At 64.4% G+C, this 12,383-nt stretch carries 10 protein-coding genes; 6 read left to right on the top strand and 4 right to left on the bottom strand.

Annotated elements, in window-relative coordinates:
• The first annotated feature begins 81 nt into the window (after positions 1–81).
• Together QQZ18_RS07060 and QQZ18_RS07055 are read left to right on the top strand one after the other, a co-directional pair.
• On the top strand, positions 82–1,305 hold the full coding sequence (locus tag QQZ18_RS07060; protein ID WP_284539478.1) for an MFS transporter: 1,224 nt from the start codon (positions 82–84) through the stop codon (positions 1,303–1,305).
• Positions 1,302–2,225 carry an EthD domain-containing protein gene (locus tag QQZ18_RS07055; protein ID WP_284539476.1) on the top strand — a complete coding sequence of 308 codons (924 nt, stop codon included), beginning with the start codon at positions 1,302–1,304 and terminating at the stop codon, positions 2,223–2,225. The genes QQZ18_RS07060 and QQZ18_RS07055 overlap by 4 nt, the downstream gene beginning before the upstream one ends.
• Before the next feature lie 59 nt (positions 2,226–2,284).
• Here the strand turns inward: QQZ18_RS07055 and QQZ18_RS07050 are convergent, their stop codons facing one another.
• Complete coding sequence (locus QQZ18_RS07050) at positions 2,285–3,145, bottom strand: LysR family transcriptional regulator (protein WP_284539474.1); 861 nt, start codon at positions 3,143–3,145, stop codon at positions 2,285–2,287.
• A 189-nt stretch (positions 3,146–3,334) separates the two neighbouring features.
• On the opposite strand from QQZ18_RS07050, the gene QQZ18_RS07045 reads away from it, so the two are divergent.
• Positions 3,335–4,852, top strand: coding sequence for an MFS transporter (locus QQZ18_RS07045; RefSeq protein WP_284541000.1), 1,518 nt, complete (start codon positions 3,335–3,337; stop codon positions 4,850–4,852).
• A gap of 39 nt (positions 4,853–4,891) precedes the next feature.
• Here the strand turns inward: QQZ18_RS07045 and QQZ18_RS07040 are convergent, their stop codons facing one another.
• On the bottom strand, positions 4,892–5,770 hold the full coding sequence (locus QQZ18_RS07040) for a LysR family transcriptional regulator (RefSeq protein WP_284539470.1): 879 nt from the start codon (positions 5,768–5,770) through the stop codon (positions 4,892–4,894).
• 74 nt (positions 5,771–5,844) lie between these two features.
• Here QQZ18_RS07040 and QQZ18_RS07035 point away from each other — a divergent pair, with 74 nt between their 5' ends.
• Positions 5,845–6,924, top strand: coding sequence for an IS630 family transposase (locus QQZ18_RS07035; RefSeq protein ID WP_284539464.1), 1,080 nt, complete (start codon positions 5,845–5,847; stop codon positions 6,922–6,924).
• Positions 6,925–7,402: 478 nt separating this feature from the next.
• On the top strand, positions 7,403–7,636 hold the full coding sequence (bamE, locus tag QQZ18_RS23765) for an outer membrane protein assembly factor BamE domain-containing protein (protein ID WP_446728629.1): 234 nt from the start codon (positions 7,403–7,405) through the stop codon (positions 7,634–7,636).
• Positions 7,637–7,708: 72 nt separating this feature from the next.
• On the opposite strand, the gene QQZ18_RS07030 is transcribed toward bamE, so the two are convergent.
• Positions 7,709–10,018 carry a putative bifunctional diguanylate cyclase/phosphodiesterase gene (locus QQZ18_RS07030; protein ID WP_284539462.1) on the bottom strand — a complete coding sequence of 770 codons (2,310 nt, stop codon included), beginning with the start codon at positions 10,016–10,018 and terminating at the stop codon, positions 7,709–7,711.
• A 452-nt stretch (positions 10,019–10,470) separates the two neighbouring features.
• Complete coding sequence (locus tag QQZ18_RS07025) at positions 10,471–10,680, bottom strand: hypothetical protein (protein WP_284539460.1); 210 nt, start codon at positions 10,678–10,680, stop codon at positions 10,471–10,473.
• Positions 10,681–10,872: 192 nt separating this feature from the next.
• On the opposite strand from QQZ18_RS07025, the gene QQZ18_RS07020 reads away from it, so the two are divergent.
• Entirely contained in the window at positions 10,873–11,463 is a 591-nt protein-coding gene (locus QQZ18_RS07020) for a LysE family translocator (RefSeq protein ID WP_284539457.1), read from the top strand.
• Positions 11,464–12,383 lie beyond the last annotated feature (920 nt).

Below are 12,383 nucleotides of genomic sequence, written 5' to 3'. Positions count from 1 at the left end.
TGAGGCGATTTATCGCCACTGCAGTCGCCAATAAAGTGTTCCGGGTAGGGTCGTCCGGCCCGCATCCCACGGAGCGGCGCCATGCCAGGACCATCACAATCCACCCATAAAGACGAAGGAAGGCAGTCGATCCCGCCGGCCCTGATCTGGCTTCTGGCGATCGGAGCCGGCGTCGGCGTCGCCAATGTCTATTACATCCAACCGGTGGTCCCGCTGGTACGCGAGACATTCGGCATCGGATCGGAATCGGCGAGCCTCGTCCCGGCGGTGAGCCAAGCCGGCTATGCGCTCGGAATGCTGCTGCTGGCCCCGCTCGGCGATCTCATCGACCGCAAGCGGCTCGTCCTCATCAAGTCGATCCTGCTCGTGCTTGCCCTGCTGGCGACGGCTCTCGCACCGGATTTTTCCGTGCTTCTCGCCGTCAGCCTCGGCGTCGGACTGCTCGGCAGCCTGGGCCAGGACTTCGTGCCCATGGCGGTGCAACTCGCGACGGCCGAAGAGCGTGGGCGCACCATCGGGCTCGTGACCACGGGCCTGCTCTGCGGCATCCTGTTGTCTCGCACGCTGGGCGGGGTCGTCGGCGATCTCCTCGGCTGGCGAGCGATCTACGCGCTGGCCGCCGCCATGGTGACGCTGGTCGGCCTCGCGGTCTGGCGCTGGTTGCCGCTCCAGCCGGCGACCGCCAGCGGTTCCTATGGCGCTCTTCTCCTGAGTCTCGCCACCTTGGTCGAGCGACATGCCGTGTTGCGCAAGGCTCTGGCGACGCAAGGCCTGCTGGCGGCAACCCTTGGCGCCTTCTGGTCGACCCTGGCGCTGATGCTGGCGGAGCCGCCGCTCCATCTCGGTGCGGGTGTGGCCGGCGCCTTCGGATTGGCCGGTGCGGCCGGGGCCTTCGGCGCCCCTCTGTTCGGACGGCTCGCCGACGCTCGGGGACCTGCCATCGCCATCCGGCTCGGCTGTCTGCTGGTCGCTCTTGCCTTCACCCTGATGCAGGTATTGCCGCACTCGATCGCCGCTCTGGTCGCGGGAGCGGTGCTGTTCGATCTCGGCGTCATGGCCGCGCTGGTTTCGCACCAGACCATCGTCACGACGATCGACCCTGCGGCGCGCAGCCGGCTGAACGGCTTGCTGATGACCGCAGCCATGATCGGCATGGCGATCGGTGCGCTCGCCGGCGGCTGGGCCTGGAGCCGCTACGGCTGGACCGGTGTGTGCCTCACAGGCGCCGCCTGCGGTCTCGCCGCGCTGCTGCGCTCTCTGCTTCCGCCATCCATCCCCTTCGCTGCAAAGGAGTTCGCCCGATGACCACCTCTATCGCACCGTCCACATCAACCGAGGCCGACGCTCGAACCGCTCCGCTGACGGTGCTGTTCTCGTTCTTGTTGCGCGCCGATCCGGCCGCCAACGCGTCCGAAACCGACCCCAATCTCAGCTTCGAAACATGGGGTGACTACTGGCGCAAGGTGCATGGCCAGCGCTTCCTCCATCCCGACGAGGCGGACGATCGCACGACGATCAGTCGCCTGCTGCGTTACGATCAGATTCACCGCGTGGCGTCGGGACCGACGAGCTTGAACCCACCGCCGTACCGGCCGCCGCTCGATGCGGATGGCCGCCTGTTCGAGACCATCGTCGGTCACGTCGAGCCCTACCGACGCCCGCAATGGGACGGGGTCGCGTATCTCAACTTCGCTGACATCGACGATCTCGGCGCGGTTCTGGGTGCCGAGCGTGTTCGTCGCAAGATCCTTCCCGAGGATCAGGCCATCTTCCGGGATCTCGGGCCGGTACTCGCGCGCCAGTTCATCATCGTGCCGAACACGGCTGGTGACGACGCGATCGTCCTGATCAAGACGCACATCCGGCGCGACGACCTCGACCGCGAGACCTTCCAGCGCCGCTGGCTGCACGACCATGCCGAGCTGGTGGTCGGCCAGGCCGACACGCAGCGTCTCGTGAAGCGCTACGTCCAACTGCACAACATCGGTCCCGTCACAGAGGGTGTGCCGTTCTACCATCCCTTAACCAGCCGGATCGATGGTGTGACGTTGCTGGCCTTCGCTTCGATGAAGGATGCCGAAAGCTTCGTGTTGTCAGACGGCTATGTCGCGATCGAAGAGGCAGAACGAGCAATCGCGGTCGTTGAGGCAGGCGAATATTGGACGGGCCTGACTTTCACCGTTGTCGATCAGCTCGCGCCGGAACGGGCATCGAGAACGTCATGAGGAAGCCGGCGACACCGCCCGATAAACGTAGCCGGCTGCGGGCGTTTGTCCCGCGCCCGCTATCCGGCCATCGCGCGGTGCTCCCGAAAGGCCGCAGCCAATGTGCGCAATGCGGCACGCGACTTGGGATCGGTGAGCGTCGAGTGCAGCACGATCTCGGACGAAGGCAGGCGCGGCAGCCTGAAGCGCTCGCCGACTTCGACTGTGCCGGGCGGCGCAAGGCGACAGGAAAAGACGGCCATAGCGAGTCCGGCGGAGACGGCTGCCGTCACGGCCGACGAGCCGCCACCGAGGAACACTTCCGTCCAGGCGATGCCGGCCTCGTCGAGGGAGCGGGTCGCGATATCGCGCACGCCGCACGACGGCGACAGAGCCGCCAACCGCAGAGGTTCGCCTTGCCGATGCTCGAAATTCGGCGCGGCGAACCAGCCGAAATGTTCGGGGCCGAGGACCTCGCCGTCGCGCCGGTCGTCTTCGCGACGAATGATACAGGCGTCCAGCTCTCCACGATCGAAAGCGTCGAGCAGCGTGCGCGAGTTTTCGAGGCGCACCTCGATGCGCAGGCCCGGATCATACGCGTTGAGTTGTGCCAGAAGGGTCGGAAGCTCTGGCCCGGCCACATGCGCGGCGATGCCGAGCCCGAAGCGGCGCGGGGTCGTGGAGGCGAGCGCCGACAGCGCGGCCTCGTGTGCGGCAAGGAAGTCACGAGCCCGGTCGAGAAAGATTGCGCCGTGTGCGGAGAGGCGGACGTGGCGCGGCGTGCGTTCGATCAGCCGCTGGCCGATCCGCTCTTCCAGGCGCCGCAGCTTGACGCTGATCGCCCCTTGCGTGGTGCCAAGGGCCTCCGCCGCGCGCGTGAAACTCTGAAGGTCGGCGATGGCCACGAACGCCTGCACCGACTCGACATCGAGGGATGCCATTTCGATCATCCGAATTTGTTGTCTCTGAAATACTCAGCCATACCATTCTTATATCGTCAAGTTTCGCCTACGATCAGGTCCATCAACAACAGTCGCTCGCAAGACTGCCGTGTCCCACCGGCCTTAGCCGTTGTGGGTGAACGACCGCGCGCGAGACGCCGAGTGATCTCGGCGGTGAAAGGCCTGATCATGTCCTTTGCTTCCTCGCGGCAAGGCAACCTTGCCTTGGCCGCCATCTGCTTGTCGGCTTCGATGTTCGGCTTCGAAATATCCAGCGTTCCGGCGATCCTGCCGACGCTGGAGAAAGTGCTCCACGCCGATTTTCAAGAGCTCCAGTGGACGATGAACGCCTATACCATCGCCGTGGCGACCGTCCTGATGGCGGCCGGCACGCTGGCCGATCGCTTCGGACGCAAGCGTCTTCTCGTCGTTGCCATCGTTGCGTTCGGCGCCACGTCCGTCCTGTGCGGCCTGGCCCCCAACATGATGGTCCTCATCGTCGGGCGCGCGCTCCAAGGCGCGAGCGGCGGCGCCATGTTGATTTGTGGGATCGCCGTGCTCTCGCATCAGTTCAGCACGGCGGCCGATCGAGCCCGAGCTTTCGGCTGGTGGGGCATCGTTACCGGGTTCGGTCTCGGCTTCGGTCCGGTGATCGGCAGCGGGATCGCCGCTCTGATGGGCTGGGCCTGGGTGTTTTTGATCCACGGTTTCATCGCCGTGCTGACCGTCGCCCTGGCTTGGAGCGCTATCCGGGAATCGAAAGACCCCGAGGCCCGGCGCCTGGATCTCGTCGGCATCGTGACCCTGTCACTGGCCGTCTTTTGCGTCGCCTACGTCATTACTCAGGGCGGCGACCTCGGTTTCACCAGCCCAATCGCGCTGGCGATCATCGCCACGGCCGCCCTTAGCCTCTTCGCCTTCATCATCGTCGAGCAGGTCGTGCCGCATCCGATGTTCGATTTTTCGGTGTTCCGGATCAGGCCGTTTTCCGGGGCGCTATTCGGCTCGATGGGCATGAACTTCAGCTTCTGGCCGTTCATGATTTATCTGCCGATCTGGTTCCAGACAGGGCTCGGGCTCGATGGGCTGACCGCAGGCCTCGCACTGCTCGCCTACACCCTGCCGACGCTGGTCGTCCCGCCCTTCGCCGAACGCCTTTCGCTGCGTCTTGGCGCGGGCACCGTCATCCCGGCGGGACTGTTCGTGATCGGTCTCGGCTTCTTCATCATGAAGATCGGAACAAGCGGCGGCTCGCTGGCCTTGGCGACGACGTTGATCGGCGCGTTGTTGGCCGGGATTGGCCTCGGGGCGACGAACACGCCGGTCACCAACACCACGACCGGATCGGTATCGAGCGACAGGGCCGGCATGGCGTCCGGCATCGACATGAGCGCCCGGATGATCTCGCTCGCCGTCAACATCGCGCTCATGGGCTTCGTCTTGCTTGAGGGCGTTCAGAAGCGACTCGGCGCAGCATCTGGAGCATTCGAGCTGGCACAGCTTCGGCACGTCGCCGAACAGATCGCCGCCGGAAATCTCTCCGCACTCGATCAGTCCTCTCTGGGAGCGTCGAAGGTGATTGCTCCTGCCGCACTGGCAGGCGGCTTTGGAGACGTAATGCTCTACGGCGCCATTGGTGTCTGGGTGCTGGCCGCACTCAGCTTCTTCACCTTCGAGAGGAGGAAAGATGTCGATGGCGCGTCATGAGGTTGGAGCCAGGCGGTCGGCCCGTCCGAGTGTCTTGTGCTATACCGAGGTCGGCGCGGTCGAGCGACGTGCCACCTCGACGAACAGGTTTCCGGCCCGGGAGAGCGGTCGCACTGGCGAAGCGACGAGTCCGAACTCGCGATGCAACGGCGAAGCGAGCTTCGAAACCCGGAAGCCGCGGTGCTGTTCCGGCAACGTGGATTCCGGCACGAGGCTGACACCCGCGCCCTCCCGCACCAGGGCAATCGCGCTCGACCAATCGCGCACCTCGATCTCAACGTTCTGGAGCGTCAATCCTTCCGCTTCGGCAAGCGAGCGGGCGTTCGTATGGCACCCGCCGGTCGCGAGAACGAAGGGCGCGGCTGCCAGTTCGGCCAACGAGACCGAAGGTCGTCGTGACAGGGGATGCGCCGCCGGTAGGATCGGAACCCAGGCATCCCGTCCGAGCGGAACGGCATTTCTGGCAGGAGACGGGTTGAGAACGACGCCGAGGTCGATCGATCCCGCCGCGAGCCATGCCTCCACTTCCAGGTCGTCGGTTTCGAGCGGCACGAGATCGATGCCCGGATGGAGCGTGCGAAAACGCCGAAGCAAAGGCGGAAGGACCGTGGCGAAGACGCTCGGGAAGCCCGCCAGTCGGATGGCGCCGGTCTCCTCGCCGATCAATGCCATCGCCTCCCTTTCGATCGTCTCCAGATGTGAAAGCGCCTTACGCGCATGGTCGAGCGCGCGCTCTCCGAACGCGGTCAACTCGACACCCCGCGGTTGCCGGACGAGCAGTTTCACTCCTAGGCTCTCTTCGAGCGCCGCCAGGGCTTGGCTCATCCCCGATTGGGTGACGCCGAGCTTGTCTGCGGCTGCGGTGAAGCTGCCGGCATCGGCGACGGCGATCAGGCTCTGGAGTTGGGTCAGGTTCATAGTAGGCAAGCTTATATACCCCGACTCCGTAGAATCCCGGCAAATAGCTGGGAAGGCTTGCGGAATAGGTTCTGATGGATTCTGATTGCGGGATGATCAGAGGCCAATTCCTGACCGCTTCAGAACGCCAGCATTTGCTATCGCTGGTTCGTCGTCCCTCTGGCCAGCATGGTCCAGCGCGGCGGGCGCATGCGATCCTGCTTTTGGATGACGGGCTCGCCGTGCCGGAGGTGGCGCGGGTGCTTTATGTTGACGACGACACGGTTTACCAGTGGCATCAACGCTGGACTTCGGGCGGTGTTGGGCGTCTGACGGATTTCGGCTGGAAAGGCAGCCTGCCGCGTCTTTCGGCGCCGCAGGAAATAGACTTGGTGAAAGCGCTGATGGCGCGCGTGTTCATCAGCACGTCCGAGATCATTGCCCTTGTCGAGAAGCGGTTTTCCATCGCCTACAGCCGGTCCGGGATGATCAAGCTGCTCGCTCGTCTCGGGTTCGAATACAAGAAGCCGAAGGCGCTGCCACGCTTGCCGACAGTGCAAGCGCAACAGGCGTTCGTGGCCGAGTATTCCCGCCTCCTCAGCCGATTGGGGGCCAATGACCAGGTGGTCTTCCTTGATGCGGTTCATCCAGAATACCAGAGTCGTCCGGCTCATGGCTGGATCAAGAAAGGCGATCCGGTTGCCATCTTGCGGACGGCCGGTCGCCAGCGACTGAACCTGCATGGCGCCATCAATCTGGAAAGCGGCCTCTGCCAGATTGTCGAAGGAGAAACCGTCAACGCAGAGACGACCATTCGCCTGTTTTCGCGCCTGCTCTCCGCCTATCCGGGGGCGGGGAAAATCCATGTGTTCCTCGACAATGCCAAATACCACCACGCCAAGGAGGTGGAGGCATGGATGGTCGAGCACGGACAAAGGCTTGATCTCAGATTCCTGCCACCCTACGCGCCCAATCTCAACGCGATCGAGCGATTATGGCGCGTCATGCACACATCGGTCACCCACAACAAGTACTACGAAAGATTCGCCGATTTCGTAGATGCGGTGAACGTGTTCTTCCGGAAAACTTTACCAAGCCAATGGCTCAAGTTGAGAGACTTTATATCCGATGACTTCCATATCATCGATCCGAGAAATTTCCGGGTTTTGATGTAGGCCGGGTATATATCAATTAACTGTCATCCCCGCGAAGGCCGCTTGCATTCGCGGGCGAATGCAAGGTGGACCTCAGGACGAGATGGCGAGGGGCCGATATCGGGCTCCATGAAACAGGGATGCCCTATAGAACCACCACCTCGCTCTTTTCTGCCTGAGATCCTCTGCTTCCGCAGAGGATGACGGCTTGATGTTGAGGGGCGCCCTATAGGTCTCCCTGGCCCTTTTCTGCCCGAGGTCCACCTTGAATTCGCGTGCGAATTCAAGTGGCCTTCGCCAGGATGACGGCTTGATGTTGAGGGGGCACTTCTGCACGCTGGCATCCGGGAGGTTGTGCTGGAGCTACACATAGCGGTTGTGACGCATTGTGGGCGACCTCAAATATGGCTAGCTTCCGGCCCTTGAATAACTGGGAGGCGAGAGGGCATTGCGGTACGGTATTGGTTGCTTGGTCATAGCGGTTGCGCTTGCTGGCTGCGTGGCATCTCGAGAGAAGCTTTCCACGTTGGAACCGGGTATGAGCAAGGAGCAAGTTGTAAAGGTCCTTGGTCAGCCGGACAGTTCCCGCTTGAGGAATGGCGAAAGCTGCCTGATGTACTCGATGTGGAGAGATTTCTGGAATCGTCGGCCCGGTGATTATTCGGACAGGTATTTTGCCTGCTTCTCCAACAACAAGCTGACGAGCTACGGTAGAGTCGGGGACGATTTCTAACGCCGATCTCGAAGGGTAGGTCGGTGACTTGCTCGAACGGCAGATTTGCGCCAGCGCTTGCCCTCCGGCCCTTCACCCCGCCGCGACGTGCCGCTCTGCGGCGCGGGCGAGGGCTTTGGCTTGGTCGGGGAGGAGGGGGCGGCCGAGGAGGTAGCCTTGGAGGTGGCTGCAGCCGCCGGTGCCGAGGATTTCGGCCTGTTCCTCGGTTTCGATGCCTTCGGCGGTGCACTGGAGGCCGAGGGTGGAGGCGAGCGCCAGGATGGCCTGGATGATGGCCTGGCTGGACGACTTGTCGGTCAGTCCCTCGACGAAATAGCGGTCGACCTTGATGCGGTCGATCTGGAAGTCGATCAGGTAGCGCAGCGACGAGTAGCCGGTGCCGAAGTCGTCGAGCGCGATGTTGATGCGGGCGCCGCGCAGGTTGGCGAGGATCGACTGGACCCCGCCTTCCTTCTGCAGCAGCGTCGACTCGGTGATCTCCAGCTCCAGCCGCTCGTTGGGCAGGCCGGAGAGCCGCAGCGCCCGGTGGACCTGCGCCTCGATGGCGCCCTCGCGGAACTGCACCGGCGACAGGTTGACCGAGACGAACAGCGGCGCGGGCCAGGCCATGGCGTCGGCGCAGGCCTTTTCCAGCACCCAGGCGCCGAGGCGGTTGATGAGGCCGGTCTCCTCGGCGATGGGAATGAACGCGTCCGGCCGCACCTCGCCCCGGATGGGGTGCTTCCAGCGCAACAGCGCCTCGAAGCCGGACAGGCGGCGGCCGGTCGCCTCGTAGATCGGTTGGTAGACGAGATAGAACTGCCCGAGCGTCCAGGCCTCTTCGAGGTCGGCCTGCAACTCGCGGCGCGTCGCCATGATGCTCGCCAGATCCTCGGAGAAGACGCGGGTGAGGCCGCGGCCATCCGCCTTGGCCTTGAACAGGGCGAGGTCGGCGTTCTTCAGCAGCGATACGAGGTCGCGCCCGTCGCGCGGGCAGAGCGAGATGCCGATGGAACTGGTGATGTTGAGGTGATGGCCCTCGATCAGGAAGGGCTGCCGGATGGCGGAGACGACGATGTCGGCGATCCTCAGCGCATTGCCCTCGTCGGTGACGTCCATGCAGATGAAGGCGAATTCGTCACCGCCGAGGCGGGCGACGCGATCGTCGGAGCCGAGGTTGTCGACCAGCCGCTCGGCGACGGCGGCGAGCAGCTTGTCGCCGATGTCGTGGCCCAGCGTGTCGTTGATGGTCTTGAAGTTGTCGAGGTCGGCGAAATAGAGCGCGTAGGGCGCGGTGCCGCCGCCCTTGTCCAGCGCCTCCAGCCACTCGACGAAGCACAGCCGGTTGGACAGGCCGGTCACGACGTCGGTGCGCGCCTGCACGTACTGGCGGGCGGACTGGCGCCGGTCGCGCCGAAGCTGGCGGCTCCACAGGCCGGTGACCAGCACGATGACGGCGCAGACCACGAAGGAGGCGATGGCCAGCGGAATGACCGCCCGCCGCACCTCGTCGTTGACGGTGCCGGCGGCGACGCCGACCACGATGGCGGCCGGGAAGTTGCCCAGCCGGCGAACGGCGACGTAGCGCTCGCGGTCGCCCAGCACGCCGGCCGGCGCCAGCCCGCCGGTGGACGGCAGGGCGAACAGCGCCTCGGCGTCGTGCTTGGGCGGGTTGGCCTCGGACGCCTTGTCGAGCACGAGCGCCGGCGACTGGGCCATGACGGTGCCGTCGTTCAGCACGAAGGCGATGACGCTGTCGGCGCCGACGTCGACGCGGGCCAGGCGGTTGGCGAAATAGTCCTGGTCGGACGCCGCGTTGACGACGCCGAGGAAGGAGCCGGCCGACGAGGTCATGCGGTGCGACAGCACCAGGTTGGGCCGGCCGGCGATGCGGCCGATGATCGGCCGGCTGAGGTAGGTCGGCGGGCCGACCATGCTCTGCATCGCCTTGAAATAGGGGCGGTCGCCGAAATAGGCCTCGGGCGCCGGCCAGGTGCGCGTCGACGCCAGCACGCGCCCCGTTTCGTCGGTGATGGTGAGCGCGTCGAGGAAGGCGAGGCCGGACATGCGGGCGCGCAGCATCTCGAAGGCCGGCTGGCTGGTGGTCTCGGAGACGAGGGCGACCTGATCGTTGACGCCCTTGGACTTCAGGTAGTCGGACACGCCGATCAGCACCAGCTCCATGGCCTGGAACGAGTGGTTGATCTCGTCGGACATCACGTCGGCGATGTTGGACTGGATCCTGAGCTGCTTGTCGACCGCGTCGGCGCTCAGCTGGGCGGCGGCCGACAGCGTGGCGACGGCGATGAACAGGATCAGCAGCGCATCGATGACCAAAATGACGACTTCGACCGGCGAAATCCCCGAATGAGCGCCCAGTCTGGTCTTGATGAGTTCGCGCAACAATTGCGGCCCGCCCATTTCATATTCGATTTGATGTATATCCGCCCCGATACATGCCGGCGGCAGCGCTCTTGCGGAAAAACCAGACGGCTCTTCCAGGCCAAGACCAGTCGCCGGCCGCCTATATTTACGCGACAGTACTTAAATTTTCATCAAACCGCCCGATTCTCCCGTCGTGCAAAGGCTTATTGCCTGCTTGTGGGGCGTCAATAGTACGATTTGCCATGCCCGTTGAACGATGACACCGGCAAAGCACCACACCCCGGTGCGTTTCACCAGGGTTGGCATGGGTAATTATTACGGGGGTGGGTGGATTCTCTTGGCGCGTGGGGCGTCCGGCAGGAGAATCAGGCCGATGTCGCTGGCAGCGTCGGGCGGCGTCGGGCGGAACGGCGAGGGAGGCGAGGAGGCGGGGCCGGCGCTCCGCCTCGCTGACGGGCGTCGGCGGTCCGCTACTGGACGACGTTGCCGGCGCGGGTGCTCTGGTCGCTGGCGATGGGGAGGCCGGCCTTCTTCAGTTCGGCGTGCGCCTCCTGGCTTGCCATGGACAGGAGGTAGGCGATGAAGGGCAGGTCCGAGCGCTGGGCCTGCTGCGACATCTGCTCGGACAAGGTGGCGATGTGGTGGAGCGCTTCCACCGGCGTTCTCGGAAGATTTGACATGGCCGATCTCCTCTCAGCCGGACGCGGGCGACGCGCCGGCTTTCAACCTCCAACCAACCGCCGGTAGAAGGAGATGGTTCCCCCAGGGCAAGCAAACGTGATCAGCCGGGCGGCGCGAAACGGGCCGTGGCGGCGGCGTTGACGGCCGGCTGGCGATCTGTAGAGTTCAACCGACGCGCGACCGGAGGCCCCATGGACGCCACGCCGCTCTACCTGATGACCTCGCTGGCCCTGGTGGGCAGCCCCGGCCCCAACACCATGAGCCTCACCGCCATCGGCGGCGCCTTCGGCACGCGCCGGGGCGTGCCCTACATGATCGGGCTCGACCTCGGCATGGTGGCGGTGGTGGCGCTGGTGGGCTCGGGCCTGTGGGCGGCCATCCTGTCGTTCCCCGGCATCGCGCCGGTGGTGACGGTGGTGGCCAGCGCCTATCTCATCTACCTCGCCTACCGGATCGCCACGGCGCCGCCGATCTCCCGCATGGAAGCGCCGGGGCGGGCGCCCGGCGTGCTGCCGGGGGTGCTGCTGTCGCTGACCAACCCCAAGGCCTACGTGTCGGTGGCGGCGGTGGTGTCGCGCTTCACGCTGCTGCCGGGGCGGCCGGTGGCCGACGAACTCCTGAAGGGCGGCCTGTTCCTGGCGCTGGTGGTGATCGTCAACGTGCTGTGGCTGGCGGCGGGGTCGCTGCTCGCCCGCGCGGTGACCAACCCCAGGGTCGGCCGCTGGGTGAACGTGACGTTCGCGGCGGTGCTGGTGCTGTCGGTGGCGGCGGCGTTTGTGTGAGGGGAGGGGAGGGAGCGGAGGGGAGCGCTATATGGGCGCTGCGCCCCGTTCTGCCTGAGGTCCTCGCTTTCGCGAGGATGACAGTTCATTGATATAAAGCAGATAGATAGAGCGTTGAGTGTGGGTCTGAGCGGGGTTGCCCTCTGTTTGGGTACGCAATGCGCCAAGCGGGTTGGTGCGCGGCCTATCCCACTGTTCCCTCTATATAAATTGTCATCCTTGCGAAAGCGAGGACCTCAGGCCGAAAGAGGCGATCGGCCCATATAGCGCACCCTTGTTTCTGGGAGCTTGATAGGGCCGCTGCGTCATTCCGTCCTGAGGTCCAAGGGTGAGCCGGGATCGGGAGCGTGAATGGGGAGCGCTATATGGGCGTGGCGCCCGTTCTGCCTGAGGTCCTCGCCTTCGCGAGGATGACAGGTAATTGATATAAAGCAGATAGATAGAGCGTTGAGTGTGGGTCTGAGCGGGTTTGCCCTGTTGGGGTACGCAGTGCGCCAAGCGGGTTGGTGCGCGGCCTATCCCACTGTTCCCCCTATATAAATTGTCATCCTTGCGAAAGCGAGGACCTCACGCCGTAAGGGGCGCGAGGTTGATATCGGGCTCCCCTGTTACCGGGAGCTTGATAGGGCCGCTGCGCCACCTCGTCCCGAGGTCCAAGGGGATCTCGGGAGGAGGGGGATCGGGGGGAGCGTGAAGGGGAGCGCTATATGGGCGTGGCACCCCGTTCTGCCTGAGGTCCTCGCTTTCGCGAGGATGACAGTTAATTGATATACCCCGACTCCGTAGAATCCCGGCAAATAGCTGGGAAGGCTTGCGGAATAGGTTCCGATGGATTCTGATTGCGGGATGATCAGAGGCCAATTCCTGACCGCTTCAGAACGCCAGCATTTGCTATCGCTGGTTCGTCGTCCCTCTGGCCA

Origin of the sequence: Pleomorphomonas sp. T1.2MG-36, assembly GCF_950100655.1 — a bacterium.
GTDB lineage: Bacteria > Pseudomonadota > Alphaproteobacteria > Rhizobiales > Pleomorphomonadaceae > Pleomorphomonas.
This window is presented reverse-complemented; position numbering and strand designations above follow the sequence as displayed.

Coding starts and splice junctions, on each gene's coding strand:
- QQZ18_RS07060 (WP_284539478.1), top strand. CDS start 82: ATGCCAGGACCATCACAATCCACCCATAAAGACGAAGGAAGGCAGTCG.
- QQZ18_RS07055 (WP_284539476.1), top strand. CDS start 1,302: ATGACCACCTCTATCGCACCGTCCACATCAACCGAGGCCGACGCTCGA.
- QQZ18_RS07050 (WP_284539474.1), bottom strand. CDS start 3,145: ATGGCATCCCTCGATGTCGAGTCGGTGCAGGCGTTCGTGGCCATCGCC.
- QQZ18_RS07045 (WP_284541000.1), top strand. CDS start 3,335: ATGTCCTTTGCTTCCTCGCGGCAAGGCAACCTTGCCTTGGCCGCCATC.
- QQZ18_RS07040 (WP_284539470.1), bottom strand. CDS start 5,770: ATGAACCTGACCCAACTCCAGAGCCTGATCGCCGTCGCCGATGCCGGC.
- QQZ18_RS07035 (WP_284539464.1), top strand. CDS start 5,845: ATGGATTCTGATTGCGGGATGATCAGAGGCCAATTCCTGACCGCTTCA.
- QQZ18_RS07025 (WP_284539460.1), bottom strand. CDS start 10,680: ATGTCAAATCTTCCGAGAACGCCGGTGGAAGCGCTCCACCACATCGCC.
- QQZ18_RS07020 (WP_284539457.1), top strand. CDS start 10,873: ATGGACGCCACGCCGCTCTACCTGATGACCTCGCTGGCCCTGGTGGGC.